Origin of the sequence: Kluyvera ascorbata, from assembly GCF_023195735.1 — a bacterium.
GTDB lineage: Bacteria > Pseudomonadota > Gammaproteobacteria > Enterobacterales > Enterobacteriaceae > Kluyvera > Kluyvera ascorbata.
This window is the reverse complement of record NZ_CP096201.1, coordinates 563,617-588,203: the sequence shown is the minus strand read 5'-3', so window position 1 is coordinate 588,203 and position 24,587 is coordinate 563,617. Positions and strand designations below refer to the sequence as shown.

Here is a 24,587-nt window from a genome sequence, read left to right as displayed (position 1 = left end):
GGGATATCGTGCTCGAAAGAATCAAAGTGTGCTTCACCGAAAGCATTCAAACCCAAATCGCCGCGGCAGAAGCGCTCCCGGACGCCATCTCCCGAGCTGCGATGACCCTGGTACAGTCGCTGTTGAACGGCAACAAAATTCTCTGTTGTGGTAACGGTTCATCCGCCGCCAACGCACAGCATTTTGCTGCCTGCATGATTAATCGTTATGAAACAGAGCGTCCCGGTTTACCTGCGATTGCACTTAATTCCGATAATGTGGTCTTAACGGCAATAGCGAACGATCGCCTGCATGATGAAATCTATGCCAAGCAGGTGCGCGCGCTGGGCCACGCCGGTGATGTTCTGCTGGCTATTTCAACCCGTGGTAACAGCCGAGATATCGTGAAAGCGGTGGAAGCGGCTGTCACGCGTGACATGACCATCGTCGCCCTGACCGGCTATGACGGCGGCGAACTGGCGGGCCTGCTTGGGCAACAGGATGTGGAGATCCGCATTCCGTCGCACCGCAGTGCGCGTATCCAGGAGATGCACATGCTCACGGTAAACTGTCTGTGTGATTTGATTGATAACACCCTTTTCCCACACCAGGACGACTAAGGAGAACAAATGAAGGTGATTTCGACCCTCGCGGTCCTTATTTCCGCACTGCTGCTCCAGGGATGCATTGCAGCCGCCGTTGTCGGCACGGCTGCAGTCGGTACCAAAGCCGCAACTGACCCACGTACGGTAGGCACTCAAGTGGATGACGGTACGCTGGAAGTTCGTGTGAACAATGCCCTGTCTAAAGATGCACAAATTAAGAAAGAAGCGCGTATTAACGTGACCGCCTACCAGGGCAAAGTCCTGTTGACCGGTCAGGCACCGGATCTAAGCCTGGCTACCCGCGCGAAACAGATAGCCGTGGGCGTTGATGGCGCAACAGAAGTGTTCAACGAAGTGCGCCAGGGGCAGCCAATTAGCCTCGGGACATCGTCTTCCGATACCTGGATTACCACCAAAGTCCGCTCCCAGCTGCTGGCGAGCGACCAGGTCAAATCCTCCAACGTGAAGGTCACCACCGAGAACGGTGAAGTGTTCCTGATGGGTCTGGTCACCGACCGTGAAGGTAAAGCGGCGGCCGATATCGCCAGTCGCGTTAGCGGCGTTAAACGCGTAACGACCGCGTTCACCTATATCCAGTAAGTCCTTACTATCCGCCCGGCAGGCTCACTGCCGGGCTATTTCCCTGAGCTTACGCGACGATAACACCTTAACCGGCGCCGTGTCGGGGTGTCTGGCTTCTCTCAACATGGCTTTCGCCACATCATGTGATTCAATCGCCTTCCAGTTTCCCGGCAGCAGGCTAAACAGCGGTGCCAGCAGACGCTCGTTCAGGCGCGGCGTACCGCGTTGACCGAGCAGCATTGAAGGCCGTGCGATAACCAGACGCGGCCAGCCCTGGTCTATCAGCGCCGCTTCCATTTCTCCTTTCACGCGATTGTAGAAAAAAGGTGAGCGGGCATTGGCACCCATTGCGCTGACCACCAGCAACTGCTGAGCGCCTAAGCGCAGGCCGGTTCGGGCAGTTTCCAGCACCAGATCGCAGTCGACGTGGCTGAAAGCAGCTTTAGAGCCTGCGTCGCGTATCGTGGTGCCGAGGCAGCAGAAAACGGTATCGACAGGCGATGTGACCTTCGCCAGCGCAGCGCTGAGATCGGGGTCGTGTGGGTTGGCGATACCGAAGGCATGCTCCAGCGGATGGCGGGTAGGCGCAACGATCGATTCAACCTGCGACTCCCGGCGAAGTAAGTTAAGTAAGTGCCCACCAACAAGGCCGGTGGCTCCGGTAATGAGGACGTGGTGCATGGAGAAGCTCCGTGTATTTCCCGGCGTCGCAAAGCTCGGCCGGGCTACCTTATCGGCTGCATCGGTGACGATACAACCATATCAATTTATAGGCCGCCGGAATGATAAACAGCGACAGCAGCGGCGCGGTGATCATGCCACCAATCATCGGCGCGGCAATGCGGCTCATCACTTCGGAACCGGCCCCGGTTCCCCATAGTATGGGCAATAGCCCGGCAATAATCACGGCCACCGTCATCGCTTTTGGCCGCACGCGCATCACCGCCCCGTGATACAGCGCTTCATCCAGCGCCTGCGGGCTAAAGGTATCGGCGTTTTGCAGTCGCGGCTCGGCTTCAATGGCGTGACGAAGATACATCAGCATCACCACGCCAAACTCGGCCGCCACCCCCGCCAGGGCGATAAACCCGGTTCCCGTCGCCACCGACATATGGAACCCCTGCCAGTAGAGGAACCAAATACCGCCCACCAGCGCAAACGGCAGGCTCATCAGGATCAGCAGTGCTTCATCCGCCCGACGGAAGGCCAGATAGAGCAGGATGAAGATAATCATCACCGTCATCGGCACCATCAGCTTGAGCTTCTTATTGGCATGCTCCAGCAGCTCAAACTGCCCGGAAAACGCCACGCTGGTGCCCGGCTTCAGCGTCACGCTGCGGCTAATCGCCGTTTGCAGGTCATGCACGACGGAGACCATATCGCGGTCGCGGGCGTCGATGTAAATCCAGCTCGCCGGGCGCGCATTCTCGGTTTTCAGCATCGTCGGGCCGGAAACCACCTTCACCTCCGCCACGTCGCCGAGGGTGATTTGCTGCTTCGCGGGCGTGAGAATCGGTAACTGGCGCAGCGCCGTCGGGCCGTCGCGGAAGCCCTGCGGATAGCGAATATTAATAGGGTAGCGCGCCACGCCCTCTACCGTTTCGCCCACCGTCGCCCCACCGATAGCCGACGAGACAAACAGCTGCACATCGCCCACCGTCATGCCGTAACGCGCGGCTTTCTCCCGGTTGATATCAACGTCAATATAGCGCCCACCTTCCAACCGTTCTGCCAGCGCGGAGACCACGCCCGGCACGGTTTTGGCCACCGTTTCAATATGCTGGGCGGCTTCATCGATATCTGCCAGCGACGTGCCGGAGACCTTAATACCAATCGGGCTCTTAATCCCGGTGGAGAGCATATCAATACGGTTACGAATCGGCGGCACCCACAGGTTCGCCAGCCCCGGCAGCCGTACGGTGGCATCCAGCTCGTCGATAATTTTGTCGAGCGTCATTCCCGGCCGCCACTGATCCTGCGGCTTGAGCTGAATAGTGGTTTCAATCATCTCCAGCGGCGCGGAGTCGGTGGCGGTTTCCGCTTTCCCCGATTTCCCGAACACCGATGCCACTTCCGGCACCGTCTTAATCAGCTTATCGGTTTGCTGGAGCAGCACCGCCGCCTGCCCCGGCGAAATCCCCGGCAGCGTCGAAGGCATATAAAGCAGGTCGCCTTCGTTAATTTTTGGCAGAAACTCACCGCCCACTTTGCTGAGCGGCCACACGACGGTGAAAATAGACAGCAGCGCCACCAGCAAGGTGAGCTTCGGCCATTTCAGTACCTTCAGCAGCAGCGGGTGGTAAATCGCAATCAGGAAGCGGTTCAACGGATTGCGCGATTCCGCCGGGATCTTACCTTTGATCCAAAAGCCCATCAGGATAGGGATCACCACGACAGCCAGCGCCGCCGCCCCGGCCATGGCGTAGGTTTTGGTAAACGCCAGCGGGCCAAACAGACGCCCTTCCTGCCCTTCAAGGGTGAAGATCGGGATAAACGACAGCGTGATAATCAGCAGGCTGATAAACAGCGCAGGCCCCACTTCTACCGCCGCATCGGTTATCTCTTTCCAGCGAGTGGCGTTGTCCATCTGTTCATCCGGATGCGCATCCTGCCAGTGCTCGAGCCGTTTGTGGGCGTTTTCGATCATCACGATCGCTGCGTCCACCATCGCACCGACGGCAATCGCTATCCCGCCCAACGACATGATGTTGGCGTTCAGCCCCTGGAAATGCATGACGATAAAAGCAATGCACAGCCCCAGCGGCAGCGAGACAATCGCTACCAGCGCCGAGCGCACGTGCCAGAGGAACAGCGCGCAGACCACCGCCACCACGATAAACTCTTCAATCAACTTGGAGCGCAGGTTGTCGATGGCCCGGTCAATCAGCTGGCTGCGGTCATAAGTGGTTACCACCTCAACCCCTTCCGGCAGGCTTTTTTGCAGCGAGGCGAGCTTCTCTTTCACCACCGAAATCACTTCTCGGGCGTTCTTACCCGAGCGCAACAACACCACGCCGCCGGCTACTTCACCCTCACCGTTCAGTTCAGCAATACCACGGCGCATTTCCGGGCCAACCTGCACCCGCGCTACGTCCTTGAGGTAGACCGGCACGCCGTTCGCTTCGGCTTTCAGAACGATATGGTTAAAGTCCTCCAGGCTTTTGAGATAGCCGGTGGCCCGCACCATATATTCCGCTTCCGCCATCTCCACCGATGAACCGCCCGCCTCCTGATTGGAAGTGGTCAGCGCCTGCTTCACGTCGCTAAGACTGATGCCGTATTGGGTGAGCTTCATCGGGTCGACCTGCACCTGATACTGCTTCACCACGCCGCCGACGGAAGCCACTTCCGCCACGTTAGGGATAGTTTTCAGCTCATATTTCAGGAACCAGTCCTGCAGCGAACGCAGTTCGGCAAGGTCATGCCTGCCGCTTTTGTCTACCAGCGCGTATTCAAAGATCCAGCCCACGCCGGTGGCGTCCGGGCCAATCTCCGAACTGACGCCCTGCGGCAGTTTGCCCTGCACCTGATTGAGGTACTCCAGCACGCGCGAGCGCGCCCAGTAGAGGTCGGTGCCATCCTCAAAAATCACGTACACGTAGGAGTCGCCAAACTGCGAGAAGCCTCGCACCGTTTTCGCGCCCGGCACCGACAGCATGGTGGTAGTGAGCGGATAGGTCACCTGATTCTCGACAATTTGCGGCGCCTGCCCCGGATAGCTGGTTTTAACAATCACCTGCACATCAGAGAGATCCGGCAACGCATCCACCGGCGTATTCACAATGGTCCAGCCGCCCCAGAGGCTCAAAAACAGCACGCCCATCATCACCAGGAAACGGTTGGCGACCGAGCGCCGGATAATCCATTCAATCATCACCGTCTCCTTAATGCCCGGCGTGGGCGTCAGCGGTATGCCGCATTCTGTCCAGCGCGCCGCTGATATTGGCTTCGGAATCAATCAGGAACAGGCCGTTCAGCGCCACCGATTCCCCTTCCGACAGCCCCGCACCAATTCCGGCCTGATGCTGGGATTCATGCAGCACCTGGATTTTTTTCGGCACGAACTCACCGTTGCTCGCAACGGTAATCACCCGTTGCTCGTCGCCGGTATCAATCACCGCCTGAGACGGAATCAACAGCATCTCGTCGCTTTGCGCGTTCAGCTTCAGGTAGGCGTTCATCCCCGGCTTCAACAGCTCATCCGGGTTATTGACCTGCAGGCGCACCTGCAGCGTGCGCGTGGTCTGGTCGACGCTCGGCAAAATAGACCATTTCTGGATCGGGAAGGTTTTATCCGGGTAAGCCGGGATAGCCACCGTAAACTGCGTGGTGTCTTTGAGTAGCCAGGCGATAGACTCCGGTACGGCGGCGGTGATCCACACCGGATCCATACCCTGAATCTGCGCCACCACGCTGTCTTTGGCGATATTCATGCCGCTTTTCAGGCTAAAAGCCGTCAGCACACCATCGATAGGCGCGGTGAGGATAAAACGCGTCTGTACGCGTCGCGTGCTGCGCATCCGCTGGATATCCGCTTCCGGCATGCCCGCCAGACGCAGACGTTCCAGCACGCCATCCAGCTGGCTTGCCGTGCCGCCTGAGCTCGCCAGCAGCAGGTATTCACTCTGCGCTTCCACCCACGAAGGAATGGTCACCTCAACCAGCGGCGTGCCTTTACGCACTTTGTCGCCCACCGTCAGCGGAGAGACCTTTTCGATAAATCCTTCGGCGCGCGCCTGAACAATCACAAACTGGTACTCGTTGTAGCTGACGTTCGCGGGAAGGGTCTGGCCATAGTTGAGGCGGCCCTTGCTGACTTTCTCCGTGCGCAGCCCCAGATTGTGCACCTGAGTAGGGTCGATACGGACGCCGCTCGATTGCGTATCCCCGCCCTCGTCGGCGTATTTCGCCACCAGGTCCATATCCATAAACGGCGATTTACCCGGCTTATCGAAACGCACGTCGGGCTTCATCGGATCGTACCAGTAGAGCACCTTACGCTCGGCAGCTTGAGATTCAGCCTGGGCGCTTGGCGCAATAATGCGGCTTATTGTGGCCGTCGCCAGCCCGCCGATAATCAGGCTACAGGCAATGACGGCGGTATATTTTAAGGTAGCCATCAGATTGACTTAATATCCTGAAGCAGCGAGAGGTTCCCCTGCTGAATGAAGGAGAAGTTCACGTGGCTGCCTGCTTTTAGCTGATTAATCGCTTCGGTGGGCTCGGTGTAGGTAAAGCGCATGGTCATTGCCGGCCAGCCAATGGCGGGAATGGCTTCGTGGGCGATAGTGATTTTTTTCGCCGTTTTATCCACCGACTGCACCACGCCGGTTCCCTGAATAACCGCCTGCTCGGCGTTCATCTCCATCATCTGTCCATGTCCGTCATGCTGCATTTCGGCGGCCTGAACGCTCAGCGTCATCGCCATCAACATTCCGCCAACCAGCATCGTTACATTACGCATATCGAGAATCTCCTGAATAAAGGGTTACGCTTTCCAGCCGCCACCTAGTGCGGTGAATAAATTAATTTCGTTAACCTGTTGGGAATAAATTAAATCGAGGATCGCCTGCTGCGTGGTGAAGATAGAGCGCTCGGCATCGAGCACTTCGATATAGCTCACCGCACCGCTGGCATATAATCCACGGGCGCGTTGCAGGGTAATTTGCAGCGAGGCTAAATAGCGCTGCTGCGCCACCAGCTGGCCTTCGATGCTTTCACGCAGCGACAGCGCATCCGCCACCGCTTTAAAAGCCGCCTGAATTTTCTGCTCGTAGTTCACCACCGCCTGACGCTGCTTCACGTTGGCGAGCGCCAGGTTGGCTTCGTTACGCCCGGCGTTGAAGATGGGTAGATCCACCTTCGGCACGAAGTTCCACATGCCGCTGGCCGCGTTGAACAGGCTGGAGAGCGATGAACTGCTGCTGGATATGCCGCTGGTTAACGTTATCGAGGGGAAGAAGGCCGCGCGGGCCACGCCGATATTGGCATCCGCCGCGCGTAGCTGGTGCTCGGCTTCCATGATATCGGGGCGCTGTAGCAGAATGGTCGACGGCAGGTTTGCCGGCAGCGGCACGAGTTTAACCGCTGCGCTATTGCGTTCACCGTCGTCGAGCGATGTGCTGTAGGTCCCCAGCAGCTGCTGCAACGTATGATTGGCCTGCGCCAGTTCACCTTCCCGCTGGGCGATATCCGCACGAGTGCTCTCAATGACCCCACGCGCCTGCTCCAGCGCCAGTACGTTGGTGCTGCCGGTGACCAGTTGCTGTTCTACAAACGCGTAGGACTGCTGGTAGTTGCGCAGCGTCTCTTTGGCGATGGCTAACTGCGCGGCCAGCCGCCGCTGGTTGAAGTATCCCTGCGAGACGTTGGTCACCACCACAATTTGCGCCGCGCGCTGGGCGGCCTGGCTGGCGAAGAAGTTCTGCCTGTCCGCCTCGCTCATGTTTTTCAGTTTGCCGAAAAAGTCGAGTTCAAAACTCAGATTAAGACCCGCGCTGTAGCTTTTGGCGGTGGCGTTTTTTCCCTGTAGGTTGCCTTCATAGCTGCCGCCCGTCGAGCCATCAAGCTGCGGGTAGCGCCCGGCATCGGTCACGTTGTACTGCGCACGCGCGGCTTCAACGTTCAGCACTGCCATGCGTAAATCACGGTTATTGTGCAGGGCGACGTCAATCAGACGCTTCGCCTGAGGGTCAACAAAGAAGGTTTGCCAGCCGGTCTCCTGCCACTGGCCGCCGGTTGGCACCAGCGTGCCCTTCGCGAGTGAAAACTGCTGCGGCACCACGTTTTCTGGCGGCTGATAGTCCGGTGCCAGCGAAGTGCATCCGGCCAGAATAAACGCCATCACCAGCGTCAGTTGCTTTACTTTAAACATGTCACGTCCTGTTCAGCCGAATCAAAAGAGGCTGGCTATGCGACTACTTTACGGAGGTGACTCTGTTTGCAACGTGACGGGTTAATGACAAAGCTGTCATTTAAGCGCAGCGACGCGTGATCGGTATGGCAAAAAATGAGCCGTCATAGCGTAGGAAAATAATAACGGGCGAATAAAATGCTCATTTTTACTGCAATATTCATTGGCGATCACGTTTTAGCGGAAAAAGGCTAGCTCGCTCACAGGTTTATTCTTTTTCCAGCCACCGGATATATTTAGCGGGAAACACCAACGTTAATATTTTCATGAGGTTATATTATTAAGAATAAACAGAGAGTTATTTTCCTTGTGAACCCAACCACATAATCATCTGATATTTCAGGAATCACATTTTCAAAACATTGTTTCATCCTCGCCCCACTCCTATCATCATTTTCGTTCCTTTTTTCACCAATCCTTACCTCTGTTCAGGGATGGCAAATATCTACCGTAAAAATCGGAGTCAATATATGCAATTCAAAACCAAAGCGCTGGGTTTGGCCCTGTTAATTAGTCTTTCACATAATGCCTTCAGCGAAGAACTGGATGTCTGGATCCGCGCCAGCAACGATTCAAAAGTGATTTACCAACAGCTGGCGGACCAGTTTAAAAAAGAGACCGGGATATCGATTAAATACTTCAACGCGGTGACCGATTTCGACCAGCGTCTGGCACGGGCGGCCACCGGCAACGCGCTGCCGGACGTGGTGTTTAATGATGCGATTATCGTCGGCCAGATGGTGCAGCTCGGCATCGTAGATGAAATCAAGCCTGGCGAGTTAAAGGGCGGCGGCGATGTTTATGAGGCGGCGTGGAAATCCACCCAACTGCCAGACGGCAAATATTACGGCGTCCCGACCTCCGCGCACACCTACGCGCTGTTTATCCGTCAGGACTGGCTGAATAAGCTCAACCTGAAAGCGCCTGGCACCTGGGAGGAGCTGAAAAACGTGGCGAAGGCGTTTACCCATGACGACCCGGACGGCAACGGTAAAAATGACACCTATGGCTTTACCATGCCGTTAGCCACTACTCGTGGCTACGCTAGCTCGTTCTCGTCGTCCTACCTATGGCAGGCGGGCGCTAACTACCTGGTCGCGACTCAACCAGGGAAATTTAAAGCGGCGCTGGACAGCAAAGAGATGGTCACCGCGATGACGTTTATGCGTGGAATGGTCTGCGAAGGGCTAGCGCAGCCGGGGGCAATTAACCACACCACCGCCGACGCCAACACCTCGTTCCGTTCGGGGCAGACCGGGATGTACTCTTCCGGCCCTTATCACATTGCGCTGTTCGATAAAGATCCTGGTAAAGAAACCTACACCGTCGTACCGCCACCGGCCGGCCCCGGCGGCGCCATCTCTATGGCGGAGGGCACCACGGCATTCCTGATGAAAACCAGCCAGCATAAAGCGGCGGCAAAGCGGTTCCTCGAGTTTTTGATCTCGCCAGAGGGGCAGAAGATCGGCATGGCGACCGACAGCGCGTCAATGCCGATCGTTCGCCTGCCGATTAACAAGACGCTGAACATCAAGGATTACCACGACGATCCGCGCTGGGAAGTGTTTGCGGAAACCTACGCCAAAGAGGGGCGCTACATGCCGCAGATCCCAAACTGGATCCCGGTGCGGCAAATCACCGCCGACGGCTTTAATAAAATCTACGCCAGCTGCGATGGCGATATTCCCGCCGTACTGAAGGAGATCAACGGTAAGGTGAACGAGGAGCTGAAGCGCCAGAACGCATGGGCGGAGTAACCGGGACGATTTGGCCTTAAATGACAATGCTGTCATTTAAGGCCTCGGTCGTTGCCATCAACGTTCGCTCCATTAGAATGGCTCCATCACGCAGCGGCGATGGAGGGCAGATGAAAATTCTGGTGGTGGAAGACGAGATCAAAACGGGCGAGTACCTGGCAAAAGGGCTGACGGAAGCGGGCTTTGTGGTGGACCACACCGACAACGGCCTCAACGGTTATCACCTGGCGATGACCGCCGATTACGACCTGATTGTGCTGGATATTATGCTACCTGACGTCAACGGCTGGGATATTGTTCGCATGCTCCGCGCCGCTAACAAAGGCATGCCGATTCTGCTGCTCACCGCGCTCGGTACTATTGAACACCGCGTAAAAGGGCTAGAGCTGGGCGCTGATGATTATCTGGTGAAACCCTTCGCCTTCGCCGAGCTTCTGGCGCGCGTTCGAACGCTGCTGCGCCGCGGAGCCGCGGTGATAGTGGAAAGTCAGCTACAGGTTGCCGACCTGACCCTCGACCGCGTCTCCCGTAAAGTCACGCGCGGCGACACCCGCATCACGTTGACCAGTAAAGAGTTTACGCTGCTGGAGTTCTTTCTGCGCCATCAGGGCGAGGTGCTGCCACGTTCACTGATAGCCTCCCAGGTCTGGGATATGAATTTCGACAGCGACACCAACGCCATCGACGTTGCCATCAAGCGCCTGCGCGCCAAAATGGATAACGATTTTACGCCGAAGCTGATTCAGACAGTACGCGGCGTGGGCTACGTGCTTGAGGTTCGCGATGAAGGCTAACGCGCGCCGCCGCCCGTTCTCGCTGGCTACCCGCCTGACCTTTTTCATCAGCCTGGCGACCATTATCGCGTTTGCCGCCTTCACCGGGATGATGCTGTATTCGGTGGAAAAACACTTCGCCGAGCAGGATGTGAACGACCTGAAGCAGGTGAACGCGACGCTTAACGCGCAGCTCACCGCTCCGGATACGCCGGAAGCCGAGAAAATGGCCAACGTCCAGAGCGCGCTGGCGGGGTATCGCAATATTGTCGTGCTACTGAGAAGCGAAGATAACCCGCAGCTTTACCGCTCACCGACCGGACCCGATCTGTCGCCGATCTTTGCATCTCCCCAGTTTTCGCAGGCGTTGAAATCTCAACGCATGTTCCGCTGGGTTGGCAGCAGTATGCCTGCGATGGCAGGCCATGAGGCCAGCGCTCTGCCGACGACGACCTACCGGGTTATCGCGTCAACGATTCAGAGCGATACCCATCGCTATACGCTGCTCACCGCGCTGTCGATAGACTTCCATCTGCACTATCTCAAAGAGCTCAAGCGCAACCTGATGATGATCGCCGCCGTCATCAGCCTGCTTATCGTGGTGATCGTGCTGATCGCGGTACGTAAAGGCCACCAGCCGCTGCGCGACGTCAGCCTGGAGATCAAAAATATCACCTCGGAAAATCTCGACGTGCGGCTGGATCCCACGCGCGTGCCGATCGAACTGGAGCAACTGGTTATCTCGTTTAACCAGATGATCGGCCGGATCGAAGACGTGTTCCGTCGTCAGGCCAACTTCTCCGCCGATATCGCCCATGAAATTCGCACGCCAATCACCAACCTGGTGACCCAGACTGAAATCGCCTTAAGCCATCCGCGCACGGTGAAAGAGCTGGAAGACGTGCTCTACTCCAGCCTCGAAGAGTACAACCGGATGGCAAAAATGGTCAGCGACATGCTGTTTCTGGCGCAGGCGGATGAAAATCTGTTGGTGCCGGAGAGCGTACCGCTGGATCTACAAACCGAAACCATAAAGGTATTTGAGTTCTTCGAAGCCTGGGCGGAAGAGCGCGACGTGACGCTCCGCTTTGTCGGGCAGCCGTCGCTGGTGATGGGCGATCCGCTGATGATCCGCCGGGTGATCAACAACCTGCTTTCCAACGCTATTCGCTACACCCCACGCGGAATGTCGGTGACCGTGCAGGTAAGTTCGCAGGACGATAAGGTTATCTACAGCGTGGAAAATCCGGGGACACCGATTTCAGATGAGCATCTGCCGCGCCTGTTCGATCGCTTCTACCGGGTTGATCCTTCACGGCAGCGGAAAGGGGAAAACAGCGGGATTGGGCTGGCTATCGTGAAGTCGATTATTCGCGCCCATCACGGGAAGATTAGCGTGACGTCCGATACCGTCGCCACGCGCTTTATCATTGAATTGCCAAAACTGAAGGTTTAGTCGCGCAGCCAGTGCAGCTTCTTGCCGAAGCCGAGGGTGTTATCGGTGAACTTCAGTTCATCGAGGCGCAGTTCCCACACCGGCGCGGAGAGCATCCTGGCAACGGGAAAGCGTTTGACGTAGAGCGCGCGTTTTTCTTCGGCTTCTTCACCGCTCAGCAGGCGAATTTCACCCTTGAACTGCACGCCGCGAATCAGCGCGACGGTCTTTGGCTGGCCGTTGATTGTGCCCGCCACCGGCGCCTGTTGGCCCGTCATCTGGCCGTGGCGTGTGGTCTCTTCACTTAGCAGGTAAAACGCTACGCGCTGGGGGTCATACACGTAGAACGCGTTCGCACACCACAGCTCGCCTTCCTTCGCCACGCACCAGCTGACAACGTGTTGTTTTGCCAGCCAGCGGCTAATAGCAGTGAGGGTTTCCATCTGTTCTCTCCGTTATGCTATGGTGCGTTCACACACATAGACAGGTTGCCGCACGTGCGTTGGTTTCTGTATCTCGTCCGTACCGAGGACGACAAATTGTATACCGGTATCACTACCGACGTTGAGCGACGGTTCCACCAGCATCAAAGCGGTAAAGGGGCGAAAGCGCTGCGCGGCAAAGGCGAACTGCGCCTGGCGTTTTCCGGTGAGGTCGGCGAGCACTCGCTGGCGCTGCGCCTCGAGTATCGCATTAAGCAGCTAACGAAGCGCCAGAAAGAGCGCCTCGTTGCCGGTGACGGTTCATTCGAAACGTTACTGAGCAGCCTTAAACACGATTGAAGTGGTCAGAATACTCCACCAGCCCGTGAACGCCGTTCAGCGCATCGTCCGCCAGACGATGTACCATAAACGCGTCTTCGGTGCCCGGCCAACGGCAGCGCAGATCGTACTGTGCCGCACGCTCAAAGCCGAAACGACCGTAAAGTTCAGGTTCACCCAGCGTCACTACCGCCGCGTAGCCAAATTCGTTCAGTGAATCCAGCCCTTCATAGACCAGCTGACGCGCCAGCCCCTGACCGCGGTATTCTTCGTCAACCGCCAGCGGAGCCAGGCCCACCCACTGCAGCTCTTCACCTTCAATGCTGACCGGGCTAAAGGCCACATAGCCCACGACGTGACCTTCATCGTCCGTCGCGACCAGCCCGAGCGTGATCAAGCCATCTTCACGCAGCTCGCGCACCAGATTGGCTTCACCGTCACGCTTAAAGGTTCGACGCAGCAGCGCGTCGATGCCCGGCGCATCAATTCCAATTTCTACTCGAATCAGCATGGCTCACCTACCGATGTATGTTTAGTTTCTGATGGTGATTTTAGGCCAGCCTCAACGAAATCGGCCAGCTGCATCAGCATCATGCGCAGCGCCTTTGGCATCTGCTCAAGCTCAATGGCATCCATCAGGTTTTTGACATAGAGACCCAGCTCCGTGTCCCCTTCAATCACCAGCCGGCGCTGGAAGAAGAGCGTATCCGGGTCCTGTTTGCGCGCGGCGATCATTAACAGATCGCTGGCATCCGCGCTGAAGCTCACGTCCGCCTGAGCGGCGTCGCTGACAACCAACCGCCCGTTCTCAACGGAGGTAAACCAGGTGAGGCCAATATCACGCACCTCAATACTCAGCCAGCGGCCATCGAGAAAATCCAGTTCACCGTCATCCAGCGCCTGGCGGAACTGCCAGCTTAGTACCTGCTGAAGGACCTGCCGTTTAAGCGCGAACGGCGTGAATTTCACCGGAACGCTCATCAGAGTCGGTGCGACATGGACCAGACGTGAACGCAGTTTATCCAACACAAGCTTTACTCCCTGAATGCAATAGTTCCGTTATTTTGCCATATCAGTTAAACGACATAGCGGCGTAAATCAACAATTATGTCGTGAGGTAGAGGGATTATTGGCGTCATCAATACGCTTTTGTCTGCCTCAAATCAAAAATGATTAGCGATAGGTTAACTAAAATCTCCATTCATTAACAATAATGCGCCCCAGCCGGGCCGCAAACTCAGGAAGAATTATGGAGTTGCTCTGCCCTGCCGGAAACCTTCCGGCGCTTAAGGCGGCTATCGAAAACGGTGCCGATGCGGTGTATATCGGGCTGAAGGACGATACTAACGCCCGCCATTTCGCCGGTCTGAACTTCACCGAGAAAAAGCTGCAGGAAGCGGTGAACTTCGTACACCAGCATAAACGTAAGCTGCACATCGCGATCAATACTTTTGCGCACCCGGACGGCTACGTCCGCTGGCAGCGTGCCGTAGATATGGCCGCCCAGCTGGGTGCCGACGCCCTTATCCTCGCCGACCTTGCCATGCTTGAGTATGCCGCAGAGCGCTACCCGCATATTGAGCGTCATGTCTCCGTTCAGGCATCGGCGACCAATGAAGAGGCGATTAATTTCTACCATCGCAACTTTGACGTGGCCCGCGTAGTACTGCCGCGCGTACTTTCTATTCATCAGGTGAAACAGTTAGCCCGCGTCACGCCGGTGCCGCTGGAGGTGTTCGCCTTTGGTAGCCTGTGCATCATGGCCGAAGGCCGCTGCTACCTCTCCTCTTATCTGACCGGTGAGTCACCAAATACCGTCGGCGCCTGTTCGCCTGCGCGCTACGTTCGCTGGCAGCAAACGCCACAGGGGCTGGAATCTCGCCTTAATGAAGTGCTGATCGACCGTTATCAGGACGGCGAAAACGCGGGCTACCCGACGCTGTGTAAAGGTCGTTATCTGGTCGACGGCGAGCGCTATCACGCGCTGGAAGAGCCAACCAGCCTTAACACGCTGGAGCTGCTGCCGGAGCTGCTGGCCGCCAATATTGCCTCGGTGAAAATCGAAGGCCGTCAGCGTAGCCCGGCGTACGTCAGCCAGGTGGCAAAAGTGTGGCGTCAGGCGATCGATCGCTGCATGGCGGACCCGCAGAACTTTGCCCCGCAGGCGGCGTGGATGGAAACGCTCGGATCGATGTCGGAAGGCACTCAGACCACACTTGGCGCATATCACCGTAAATGGCAGTAGGAACAGCAATGAAATATTCATTAGGGCCAGTGCTTTACTACTGGTCAAAAGAGACGCTGGAAGATTTTTACCAGCAGGCCGCCGCGAGCCACGCCGATACCATTTATCTCGGTGAAGCGGTATGCAGCAAGCGCCGCGCCACCAAAGTGGGCGACTGGCTGGATATGGCAAAATCCCTCGCGGGCAGCGGCAAACAGGTGGTGCTCTCTACGCTGGCGCTGGTTCAGGCATCGTCCGAACTGGGCGAACTCAAGCGCTACGTGGAGAACGGCGATTTTCTGATTGAAGCCAGCGACCTTGGGGTGGTGAACCTGTGCGCCGAGCGCAAGCTGCCGTTTGTCGCCGGCCATGCACTGAACTGCTACAACGCCGTCACCCTGCGGATATTGCAAAAACAGGGCATGGTGCGCTGGTGCATGCCGGTTGAACTCTCTCGCGATTGGCTGGTGAACCTGCTTAATCAGTGCGAAGAGCTGGGCATCCGCGATAAGTTTGAAGTGGAAGTGCTGAGCTACGGTCATCTGCCGCTGGCCTACTCCGCCCGCTGCTTTACCGCGCGCTCGGAAGATAAGCCAAAGGATGAGTGTGAGACCTGCTGTATCAAGTACCCGAACGGGCGCAGCATGCTGTCGCAGGAGAATCAGCAGGTGTTCGTGCTGAACGGTATTCAGACCATGAGCGGCTACGTTTACAACCTCGGCAACGAACTGACATCGATGCATGGGCTGGTTGATATGGTGCGTCTGTCACCGATGGGCAATGAGACCTTCGCCATGCTCGACGCCTTCCGCGCCAACGAAAATGGCAATGCTCCGCTGCCGCTGACGGCCAATAGCGACTGTAACGGTTACTGGAAGCGTCTGGCCGGGCTGGAATTGCAGGCCTGATAAAACCGCTCACTTTGTTAACAACAATGGTCAGATTTTAATGCATTATTAAAGATGCAGCTTTTCTGGCCGGGGATATCCCGGCTGGAACAAGACCTTCAATCTGATGACTATGCTGTAGCAAAGTGAGCCTTTATGACTGACAAAACCGTTGCATTCTCGGTGCTCGACCTCGCGCCGATCCCTCAGGGTTCCTCCGCGCGAGAAGCCTTCTCCCATTCGCTCGATCTCGCACAGCTCGCTGAAAAGCGCGGCTACCACCGCTATTGGCTGGCGGAACACCACAATATGGTAGGTATCGCCAGCGCGGCAACTTCGGTACTGATTGGCTATCTCGCCGCCCACACCACCACGCTGCATCTGGGCTCCGGCGGCGTGATGCTGCCTAACCACTCGCCGCTGGTGATTGCCGAGCAGTTCGGTACGCTCAATACGCTCTATCCTGGCCGTATCGATCTCGGTCTGGGGCGTGCGCCGGGCAGCGATCAGCCGACGATGCGCGCGCTGCGCCGTCATATGAGCGGCGATATCGATAACTTCCCGCGTGACGTCGCGGAGCTGGTGGACTGGTTTGATGCGGTCGACCCTGACCCACAGGTGCGCCCGGTACCGGGCTATGGCGAGAAGATTCCGGTGTGGCTGCTCGGTTCCAGCCTGTACGGCGCGCAGCTTGCCGCGCAGCTTGGTCTGCCGTTTGCCTTCGCATCACACTTCGCGCCGGATATGCTCTTCCAGGCGCTGCATCTCTATCGCACCAACTTCAAGCCGTCGGCGCGGCTGGAGAAACCGTACGCGATGGTGTGCATCAATATCATCGCCGCCGACAGCAACCGAGATGCCGAATTCCTCTTCACCTCGATGCAGCAGGCGTTCACCAAACTGCGCCGTGGTGAAACCGGGCAGCTACCGCCACCGATTCAGCAGATGGAACATTTCTGGTCACCATCGGAGAAATACGGCGTGGATCAGGCGCTGCGGATGTCGCTGGTGGGCGATAAGGCGAAGGTGCGCCACGGACTGGAGTCAATTCTGCGGGAGACGCAGGCGGATGAGATTATGGTCAACGGCCAGATTTTCGATCATCAGGCGCGACTGCATTCGTTTGGGTTGGCGATGGATGTGAAGAAAGAATTGTTGGGGTAGTGTGGTTTGTGCCGGATGGCGGCTTCGCCTTATCCGGCCTACACAAGAACGTAGGCCCGGTAAGCGTAGCGCCACCAGGCGAATACCTTACTGATAAACCGGCAGCAGATTAAAACTCGACAGCACATGCACCAGCGCGTTACCCACACCAAACACCAGAATCAGCGCAATCATCGGCTTACCGCCCCAGACGCGGAATTTCGGGCTACCAAAGCGCTTGCGGGATTTACGTGCCAGCAGCGCCGGTACAATCGCCGCCCAGATGGTCGCCGCCAGCCCGGCATAGCCGATAGCGTACAGGAAACCGTTCGGCCACAGCAGGCCACCGATAATCGGCGGCAGGAAGGTCAGCAGCGCGGTTTTGAAACGGCCCAGCGCAGAATCATCAAATTTGAACAAATCCGCCAGGTAGTCGAACAGACCCAGCGTCACGCCGAGGAATGAACTCGCCACCGCGAAGTTGGAGAACACCACTAGCAGCAGGTCCAGGCTACGGCTATTGAGCACTCCGCTCAGCGCCTGCACCAGCACATCAATGTTGCCGCCCTTCTGCGCAATACCGATAAACTCCGGACGCGGTATGTTACCCATCGTCCCCAGCAGCCAAACGGCATAAAGCGCCAGCGCCAGCAGCGTACCGTAGACCAGGCACTTAACAATGGTCTTCGGATCTTTGCCGTAGTACTTCATCAGGCTCGGTACGTTACCGTGATAGCCAAACGAGGCCAGACAGAACGGCAGCGTCATCAGCAGGTAAGGCGTATAGCTGGCATGCGTCTCCGCTACGTTAAACAGCGTAGCGGGCGTGACGTGGCCCATCAGGCTACCGAAGGTCAGGAAGAAGGTAATCACCTTAGCGCCCAGTACGATAGCCGTCATACGGCTTACCGCTTTGGTGCTCAACCACACCACGAACGCCACCAGCAGCGCAAAGCCAAAGCCTGCCGCACGCGCGGGAACATTCAGCGACATCTCACCGAAGGTGTGATGCAGAATGGAGCCGCTCGCCGAGATATAGGCGTAGGTCAGGATATAGAGCACGAAGGCAATGGAGATACCGTTTACCACGTTCCAGCCTTTGCCCAGCAGATCTTTAGTGATGGTGTCGAAGCTCGAGCCAATACGGTAGTTCAGGTTCGCTTCGAGGATCATCAGCCCGGAGTGCAGCATGCAGAACCAGGTAAACACCAGCGCCGCCATCGACCAGAAGAACCACGCACCGGACATGACCACCGGCAGAGAGAACATCCCCGCACCAATGATTGTGCCGCCGATGATCACCACGCCGCCAAGCAGTGAAGGTGACGTTTGGGTGGTGGTTAGTGTCGCCATACAGCCTTTTCTCCAGTGTATTGTTTTGCTACTGCATTTTAATGTGTCGCACTGTACCAGTACACGAGTACAAATGAAATAAAAAAAGCCCCAATCATGACGATCGGGGCTGTATATATTACTTTACGCTTTTAAACCGTGAGGCTTATGCGTCACCGCCGAAACGACGACGACCGGTAGAGTCATCACGACGTGGAGCAGAAGTACCAGCATCATCACGGCGCGGCGCACGGCTACCGCCGTCACGACGTTCGCCGCTGAAACGACGACCATCACCACGACCGCCTTCACGACGCTCGCCGCCGAAACCACGACCGCCTTCACGACGTTCGCCACCGAAGCTACGGCCGCCTTCGCGACGTTCGCCACCGAAGCTACGACCGCTACGCTCTGGACGAGGCTGCGCGTCGCCGATCAGCTGCATGTTCATCGGTTTGTTCAGGATGCGGGTACGAGTAAAGTGCTGCAGCACTTCGCCCGGCATGCCTTTTGGCAGTTCGATAGTAGAGTGGGTACCGAACAGCTTGATGTTACCGATGTAACGGCTGCTGATGTCGCCTTCGTTCGCGATAGCGCCAACGATGTGACGAACTTCAACGCCGTCATCACGGCCCACTTCAATGCGGTACAGTTCCATATCGCCAACGTCACGACGTTCGCGTTTAGGACGATCTTCGCCACCACGGTCATTACGATCGCGTGGACCACGGTCGTTACGGTCACGACGTTCGAAACGATCGTCACGGTCACGGAACTCACGCTTAGGACGCATTGGCGCATCTGGTGGAACGATCAGAGAACGTTCGCCCTGTGCCATTTTCAACAACGCAGCGGCCAGCGTTTCAACGTCCAGCTCTTCGCCTTCCGCGGTCGGCTGGATTTGCGCCAGCAGTGCACGGTACTGATCCAGATCGCTGCTTTCCAGCTGCTGCTGTACTTTCGCGGCGAATTTTTCCAGGCGGCGTTTGCCCAGCAGATCTGCGTTTGGCAGCTCAACTTCTGGAATGGTCAGCTTCATAGTACGTTCGATGTTGCGCAGCAGACGACGCTCGCGGTTCTCAACGAACAGCAGCGCACGGCCAGCACGACCCGCACGACCGGTACGACCGATACGGTGAACGTAAGACTCGGAGTCCATCGGGATGTCGTAGTTAACGACCAGGCTGATACGCTCAACGTCCAGACCACGTGCCGCAACGTCGGTTGCGATCAGGATATCCAGACGACCGTCTTTCAGACGATCCAGAGTCTGCTCACGCAGGGACTGGTTCATGTCACCGTTCAGTGCGGCGCTGTTGTAGCCGCTACGTTCCAGGGCTTCAGCCACTTCGAGGGTCGCGTTTTTGGTACGAACGAAGATAATCGCCGCATCAAAATCTTCAGCTTCCAGGAAACGTACCAGCGCTTCATTTTTGCGCATGCCGTACACAGACCAGTAGCTCTGGCTGATGTCAGGACGGGTCGTTACGCTGGACTGAATGCGTACTTCCTGTGGATCTTTCATAAAGCGACGGGTAATACGACGGATAGCTTCCGGCATGGTTGCAGAGAACAGAGCGGTCTGATGACCTTCTGGAATCTGAGCCATGATGGTTTCAACGTCTTCGATAAAGCCCATACGCAGCATTTCATCAGCTTCGTCCAGTACCAGACCGCTCAGTTTAGAGAGATCCAGAGTACCGCGCTTCAGGTGGTCCAGCAGACGACCTGGGGTACCGACGACAATCTGTGGCCCTTGACGCAGGGCACGTAACTGCACGTCATAACGCTGGCCGCCGTACAGGGCAACCACGTTTACGCCGCGCATATGTTTAGAGAACTCAGTCATGGCTTCAGCTACCTGAACCGCCAGTTCGCGGGTCGGTGCCAGCACCAGAATCTGTGGTGCTTTCAGCTCAGGATCAAGATTGTTCAGCAGTGGCAGGGAAAACGCTGCGGTTTTACCACTACCTGTCTGGGCCATGCCCAGAACGTCACGACCGCCCAGCAGGTGCGGAATGCACTCAGCCTGGATCGGAGATGGTTTTTCGTAACCCAGATCGGTAAGGGCTTCAAGGATAGGAGCCTTCAGGCCCAGATCTGCAAAAGTGGTTTCGAATTCAGCCATGTAGTACAAGTGCCTCGATATTAATGGCGGCCAGTCTACATAACTCATCATGAAATTGATCTGCAATTTTCATTGAAAAGTGTGAACCGGCTCAAAGTAGGTGTATTAACGAACAACAACGCCCTCACCCGCGAAGGTGATGGCAATCAAAAAAGATTACGGGCTGATGTAGTCGTCAGCTATTGCTGGTCCGATTCTGCCAGGTCATCTTGGTCCTGGCCCAGGAGCGATAATTCCAACAATGCGTATCGGTGCTCAACGTAGTTATGTACGTTGTTGGCAACCGCCAGTTTGAACAGTGCCGTAGCGCTGTTCTTGTCCCCAAGACTTAGGTAATACTTACCTAAATAGAAGTTGGTTTCACTGAGATGCTCAGCGAGCGAGGTGTTATCCGTTGCGTCCGCCTTCAGGCGCTCCATTAACGTTTTTTCGTCAATGTTGCCTAAGTAGAACTCGACAATGTTCCATCCCCACTGTTCTTTATCCGATTTGTCGAAGCGTTGCTTCAACGCATCTTTCGCCTGCTTCTCATCGAGCTTCTGCTCAGCGAGATAAAGCCACAGACTGCGGAAAGGATCATTGGGATCGTCTTGATAAAACGCCAGCAGATCATCTTGCGCTAACTTCGCACGGCCACCGTAATAAAGCGCGATGCCGCGGTTCAAGTGCGCATAATTGTAAGTTGGATCAAGCTCAAGTACAGAATCAAACGCTTCATAGGCAGCATCAAAATTGCCTGCCTGCGTTAAATAAATGCCTAAGTAATTGAATACTTCAGGCATATCAGGTCGGATTGCCAGCGCTTGCGAGAAATCGTTACGCGCTAATGCCCTCAGACCGAGACTATCATACAACACTCCGCGCTCATATAAAAGCTGTGCGCGTTCGTCATCGGTTAAAGCCCGACTGGCAAGTATTTGTTCCATGCGTGCCAGGATCACTTCCTGCTGTAACGTCGGTTGCAATGGCACTGCGAGGACTTCACTCTTACGCCAGGCAGAGTTGCTGCATCCTGCCAGCGTGAGTGCTGTCGCAACGAAACACCAGCGCAAAAAAGGCTTCATTTCCCACTCCCGAAGACAACAATTGGATGAACGTCCTGTCCCCCGCCTGCAAACAAGGCATCCTGCCAGCTAAATGTGCCCTCCGCAAACGCGGAGGGCAAAAGGCAAACCTTACTCGCCCTGTTCCGCTACCGGAGCTTCCGGTGCGGCGGCAGGCTGAGACTGCTCGGTTGCTTCTTTAATGCTAAGACGGATACGGCCCTGACGGTCAACTTCCAGAACCTTAACCGGTACTTCCTGGTTCATCTGCAGGTAGTCGGTCACTTTCTCAACGCGCTTGTCAGCGATCTGAGAGATGTGTACCAGACCTTCTTTACCGCCACCGATGGCAACGAACGCGCCAAAGTCAACGATACGGGTCACTTTACCGTTGTAGATACGACCTACTTCGATTTCTGCAGTGATCTCTTCGATACGACGGATAGCGAATTTCGCTTTCTCACCGTCGGTCGCTGCGATCTTAACGGTACCGTCATCTTCGATTTCGATGGTGGTGCCGGTTTCTTCGGTCAGGGCACGGATTACAGAACCGCCTTTACCGATAACGTCTTTGATCTTGTCTGGATTGATCTTGATGGTGTGGATACGTGGAGCGAACTGAGAAATGTCGCCACGCGGCGCGTTAATCGCCTGTTCCATCACGCCCAGGATGTGCATACGTGCACCTTTAGCCTGGTTCAGAGCAACCTGCATGATCTCTTTGGTGATACCTTCAATTTTGATATCCATCTGCAGTGCAGAGATACCGTCGCGGGAACCCGCAACTTTGAAGTCCATATCGCCCAGGTGGTCTTCGTCGCCCAGGATGTCAGACAGAACAACAAAGTTGTCGCCTTCTTTCACCAGACCCATCGCGATACCCGCAACGGCAGCTTTGATTGGCACGCCTGCGTCCATCAGCGCCAGGGAAGCACCACAAACGGAAGCCATGGAAGAAGAACCATTAGATTCGGTGATTTCAGAAACCACACGAACGGTGTACGGGAATTTGTCCAGCTCTGGCATTACCGCCAGCACGCCGCGTTTCGCCAGGCGACCGTGACCAATTTCACGACGCTTAGGAGAACCGACCATACCGGTTTCACCTACGCAGTACGGAGGGAAGTTGTAGTGGAACAGGAAGTTATCAGTACGCTCGCCCATCAGTTCGTCGAGGTTCTGTGCATCACGGGTGGTGCCCAGGGTCGCCGTAACCAGCGCCTGAGTTTCGCCACGGGTGAACAGTGCGGAACCGTGAGTACGTGGCAGAACGCCAGTACGTACGTCCAGACCACGGATCATGTCTTTTTCGCGACCATCAATACGCGGCTCGCCTGCCAGTACGCGGCTACGAACAACGTTTTTCTCGATAGCGTGCAGGATTTCACCCAGTTCGTTAGCGTCCAGGGTTTCGTCTTCTGCAGTCAGCTGAGCGATAGCTTCAGATTTGATCACGTCAACCTGAGCATAACGCTCCTGTTTGTCGGTGATGCGGTAAGCGTCGCTCAGGCGAGATTCTGCCAGCGCAGCAACGCGCGCGTTCAGCGCTTCGTTGACGGCTTCTGGCTGCCAATCCCAACGTGGTTTGCCGGCTTCTTTAACCAGCTCGTTGATTTCTTTGATAACAACCTGCTGCTGCTCGTGACCGAATACTACGGCGCCCAGCATCTGGTCTTCGCTCAGCAGTTCTGCTTCGGATTCAACCATCAGTACAGCAGCTTCGGTACCGGCAACAACCAGGTCCAGCTTGCTTTCTTTCAGCTCGTCCTGAGTCGGGTTCAGCACGTACTGGTCATTGATGTAACCCACGCGAGCAGAACCGATTGGACCGTTGAACGGAATACCGGACAGGGACAGGGCAGCAGATGCGCCAATCATAGCAACGATGTCTGGGTTAACCTGTGGGTTAACGGAAACCACGGTCGCGATAACCTGAACTTCGTTAACGAAGCCTTCTGGGAACAGCGGGCGAACCGGGCGGTCAATCAGACGCGCGATCAGGGTTTCGCCTTCGCTTGGGCGGCCTTCACGACGGAAGAAGCTACCTGGAATACGACCAGCAGCGTAGGTACGCTCCTGATAGTTAACGGTCAGCGGGAAGAAGTCCTGGCCTGGTTTCGCTTTTTTCTGACCGACAACGGTAACGAATACCGCAGTGTCATCCATGCTAACCATAACAGCAGCAGTTGCCTGACGCGCCATCATGCCGGTTTCCAGCGTTACGGTGTGTTGGCCGTACTGGAACTTACGAACGATCGGATTAAGCAAAATTCTATCCTTTCTTATTAAATGGCGGCACACCCTCTGGCGTACCGACCGATGAAACCGATCTTCTTTGCATCCTCGCGACTAATGACAACCCTAACCCGATGCGGGTAAAGCCTCTCATTAGCCGCGCGAACCTCTGCAACGAAGAATATGCACAACAACAATACATTATACCCGTTATCTTTCAAAATACTGCTGTGTCGGTAATTTCAGCTCAATTTTGTCTAAACAAGACGTAGACAGGGAGGATTACCGGGGCACAAACAGCGTTTCTACGGGCACTCTGTTCTCTTAAATTGGCGTTGTCTGGTGGAAAAAAGGGGCCGTAAAGGCCCCTCTTTCTGAAACTCGCTAGAATTAGCGACGCAGACCCAGACGCTCGATCAGCGCGGTGTAGCGTGCAACATCTTTACGTTTCAGGTAGTCGAGCAGTTTACGACGCTGAGAAACCATGCGCAGCAGACCACGACGGCTGTGGTGATCTTTTTTGTGCTCTGCAAAGTGACCCTGCAGGTGGTTGATCTGTGCAGTCAGCAGTGCAACCTGAACTTCGGTAGAACCACTGTCGTTAGCGCCACGACCGAACTCAGAAACGATTTGTGCTTTAGCTTCAACGCTTAGAGACATTTTGAACTCCAAATTTAAAAGAAAGAAAGGGTGCCGATCTCTAATTCAGCAACCCCTGATGTAACGCTTGCCAATTGTTAAACAATTAAGCAGGCGTTAAGCCGCGATATTCTACTCGCAGCGCTCTGTT

The 24,587-nt window shown here is 56.1% G+C and carries 23 protein-coding genes; 9 read left to right on the top strand and 14 right to left on the bottom strand.

The features are described from left to right. The first annotated feature begins 8 nt into the window (after window positions 1–8). Both diaA and dolP read left to right on the top strand, forming a co-directional pair. Window positions 9–599 (top strand): DnaA initiator-associating protein DiaA, encoded by a 591-nt coding sequence (gene diaA / locus MY052_RS02815; protein ID WP_035891056.1) that lies wholly within the window; start codon window positions 9–11, stop codon window positions 597–599. 9 nt (window positions 600–608) lie between these two features. Further along, on the top strand, window positions 609–1,184 hold the full coding sequence (dolP, locus tag MY052_RS02810; RefSeq protein WP_035891058.1) for a division/outer membrane stress-associated lipid-binding lipoprotein: 576 nt from the start codon (window positions 609–611) through the stop codon (window positions 1,182–1,184). A 24-nt stretch (window positions 1,185–1,208) separates the two neighbouring features. Here the strand turns inward: dolP and MY052_RS02805 are convergent, their stop codons facing one another. From MY052_RS02805 to MY052_RS02785, 5 genes are read right to left on the bottom strand one after another with little or no spacing between them, the layout of a single operon-like run. Beyond that, window positions 1,209–1,847 (bottom strand): NAD(P)H-binding protein, encoded by a 639-nt coding sequence (locus tag MY052_RS02805; RefSeq protein WP_248538166.1) that lies wholly within the window; start codon window positions 1,845–1,847, stop codon window positions 1,209–1,211. A 49-nt stretch (window positions 1,848–1,896) separates the two neighbouring features. Beyond that, complete coding sequence (locus tag MY052_RS02800; protein WP_248538165.1) at window positions 1,897–5,040, bottom strand: CusA/CzcA family heavy metal efflux RND transporter; 3,144 nt, start codon at window positions 5,038–5,040, stop codon at window positions 1,897–1,899. A gap of 10 nt (window positions 5,041–5,050) precedes the next feature. Continuing rightward, on the bottom strand, window positions 5,051–6,286 hold the full coding sequence (locus MY052_RS02795; RefSeq protein WP_248538164.1) for an efflux RND transporter periplasmic adaptor subunit: 1,236 nt from the start codon (window positions 6,284–6,286) through the stop codon (window positions 5,051–5,053). Further along, a complete protein-coding gene (locus MY052_RS02790; RefSeq protein ID WP_035891064.1) occupies window positions 6,286–6,630 on the bottom strand; it encodes a copper-binding protein in 345 nt (114 codons plus the stop codon). The genes MY052_RS02795 and MY052_RS02790 overlap by 1 nt, the downstream gene beginning before the upstream one ends. Window positions 6,631–6,654: 24 nt before the next feature. After that, window positions 6,655–8,040, bottom strand: a complete 1,386-nt coding sequence (locus MY052_RS02785; RefSeq protein WP_248538163.1) for a Cu(I)/Ag(I) efflux RND transporter outer membrane protein — start codon at window positions 8,038–8,040, stop codon at window positions 6,655–6,657. A 509-nt stretch (window positions 8,041–8,549) separates the two neighbouring features. Between MY052_RS02785 and MY052_RS02780 the strand changes: the two genes are divergently transcribed. The 3 genes from MY052_RS02780 to MY052_RS02770 all read left to right on the top strand — a co-directional run bounded on the left by MY052_RS02780 (window position 8,550) and on the right by MY052_RS02770 (window position 12,065). Then, entirely contained in the window at window positions 8,550–9,836 is a 1,287-nt protein-coding gene (locus tag MY052_RS02780; RefSeq protein ID WP_248538162.1) for an ABC transporter substrate-binding protein, read from the top strand. Window positions 9,837–9,946: 110 nt separating this feature from the next. Beyond that, window positions 9,947–10,630, top strand: a complete 684-nt coding sequence (locus MY052_RS02775) for a copper/silver response regulator transcription factor (RefSeq protein WP_035891067.1) — start codon at window positions 9,947–9,949, stop codon at window positions 10,628–10,630. Then, window positions 10,620–12,065 carry a Cu(+)/Ag(+) sensor histidine kinase gene (locus MY052_RS02770; protein WP_248538161.1) on the top strand — a complete coding sequence of 482 codons (1,446 nt, stop codon included), beginning with the start codon at window positions 10,620–10,622 and terminating at the stop codon, window positions 12,063–12,065. The genes MY052_RS02775 and MY052_RS02770 overlap by 11 nt, the downstream gene beginning before the upstream one ends. Here the strand turns inward: MY052_RS02770 and MY052_RS02765 are convergent. After that, complete coding sequence (locus MY052_RS02765) at window positions 12,062–12,487, bottom strand: YhbP family protein (protein WP_248538160.1); 426 nt, start codon at window positions 12,485–12,487, stop codon at window positions 12,062–12,064. The two genes, MY052_RS02770 and MY052_RS02765, sit on opposite strands and share 4 nt — an antisense overlap. 54 nt (window positions 12,488–12,541) lie before the next feature. Between MY052_RS02765 and MY052_RS02760 the strand changes: the two genes are divergently transcribed. Continuing rightward, window positions 12,542–12,826, top strand: coding sequence for a GIY-YIG nuclease family protein (locus MY052_RS02760; RefSeq protein ID WP_035891072.1), 285 nt, complete (start codon window positions 12,542–12,544; stop codon window positions 12,824–12,826). Here the strand turns inward: MY052_RS02760 and MY052_RS02755 are convergent. Both MY052_RS02755 and ubiT read right to left on the bottom strand, forming a co-directional pair. Further along, a complete protein-coding gene (locus MY052_RS02755) occupies window positions 12,813–13,316 on the bottom strand; it encodes a GNAT family N-acetyltransferase (RefSeq protein WP_035891073.1) in 504 nt (167 codons plus the stop codon). The genes MY052_RS02760 and MY052_RS02755 overlap by 14 nt on opposite strands. After that, window positions 13,310–13,834, bottom strand: coding sequence for a ubiquinone anaerobic biosynthesis accessory factor UbiT (ubiT, locus tag MY052_RS02750; protein ID WP_035891075.1), 525 nt, complete (start codon window positions 13,832–13,834; stop codon window positions 13,310–13,312). The genes MY052_RS02755 and ubiT overlap by 7 nt, the downstream gene beginning before the upstream one ends. A gap of 220 nt (window positions 13,835–14,054) precedes the next feature. Between ubiT and ubiU the strand changes: the two genes are divergently transcribed. The 3 genes from ubiU (at window position 14,055) to MY052_RS02735 (ending at window position 17,080) form a co-directional block, all read left to right on the top strand. Then, entirely contained in the window at window positions 14,055–15,050 is a 996-nt protein-coding gene (gene ubiU / locus MY052_RS02745) for a ubiquinone anaerobic biosynthesis protein UbiU (protein WP_035891076.1), read from the top strand. A gap of 8 nt (window positions 15,051–15,058) precedes the next feature. Continuing rightward, the gene (locus tag MY052_RS02740) at window positions 15,059–15,937 is read left to right on the top strand and encodes a U32 family peptidase (protein ID WP_035891078.1); all 879 of its coding nucleotides are present in this window, start codon (window positions 15,059–15,061) and stop codon (window positions 15,935–15,937) included. A 135-nt stretch (window positions 15,938–16,072) separates the two neighbouring features. Continuing rightward, window positions 16,073–17,080 (top strand): luciferase-like monooxygenase, encoded by a 1,008-nt coding sequence (locus tag MY052_RS02735; protein ID WP_123651650.1) that lies wholly within the window; start codon window positions 16,073–16,075, stop codon window positions 17,078–17,080. An 87-nt stretch (window positions 17,081–17,167) separates the two neighbouring features. On the opposite strand, the gene mtr is transcribed toward MY052_RS02735, so the two are convergent. The 6 genes from mtr to rpsO all read right to left on the bottom strand — a co-directional run bounded on the left by mtr (window position 17,168) and on the right by rpsO (window position 24,457). Beyond that, window positions 17,168–18,412, bottom strand: a complete 1,245-nt coding sequence (mtr, locus tag MY052_RS02730) for a tryptophan permease (RefSeq protein ID WP_123651651.1) — start codon at window positions 18,410–18,412, stop codon at window positions 17,168–17,170. A 145-nt stretch (window positions 18,413–18,557) separates the two neighbouring features. Then, window positions 18,558–20,519: a DEAD/DEAH family ATP-dependent RNA helicase gene (locus MY052_RS02725; RefSeq protein WP_202217114.1), complete on the bottom strand. Its 1,962-nt coding sequence runs from the start codon at window positions 20,517–20,519 to the stop codon at window positions 18,558–18,560. Beyond that, the gene (yrbN, locus tag MY052_RS02720) at window positions 20,512–20,592 is read right to left on the bottom strand and encodes a protein YrbN (protein ID WP_100249910.1); all 81 of its coding nucleotides are present in this window, start codon (window positions 20,590–20,592) and stop codon (window positions 20,512–20,514) included. The genes MY052_RS02725 and yrbN overlap by 8 nt, the downstream gene beginning before the upstream one ends. 106 nt (window positions 20,593–20,698) lie before the next feature. Continuing rightward, on the bottom strand, window positions 20,699–21,583 hold the full coding sequence (gene nlpI, locus MY052_RS02715; RefSeq protein WP_035891088.1) for a lipoprotein NlpI: 885 nt from the start codon (window positions 21,581–21,583) through the stop codon (window positions 20,699–20,701). Window positions 21,584–21,694: 111 nt separating this feature from the next. Continuing rightward, entirely contained in the window at window positions 21,695–23,830 is a 2,136-nt protein-coding gene (pnp, locus tag MY052_RS02710; protein WP_248538159.1) for a polyribonucleotide nucleotidyltransferase, read from the bottom strand. Window positions 23,831–24,187: 357 nt separating this feature from the next. Next, window positions 24,188–24,457 (bottom strand): 30S ribosomal protein S15, encoded by a 270-nt coding sequence (gene rpsO / locus MY052_RS02705; RefSeq protein ID WP_035891092.1) that lies wholly within the window; start codon window positions 24,455–24,457, stop codon window positions 24,188–24,190. Window positions 24,458–24,587 lie beyond the last annotated feature (130 nt).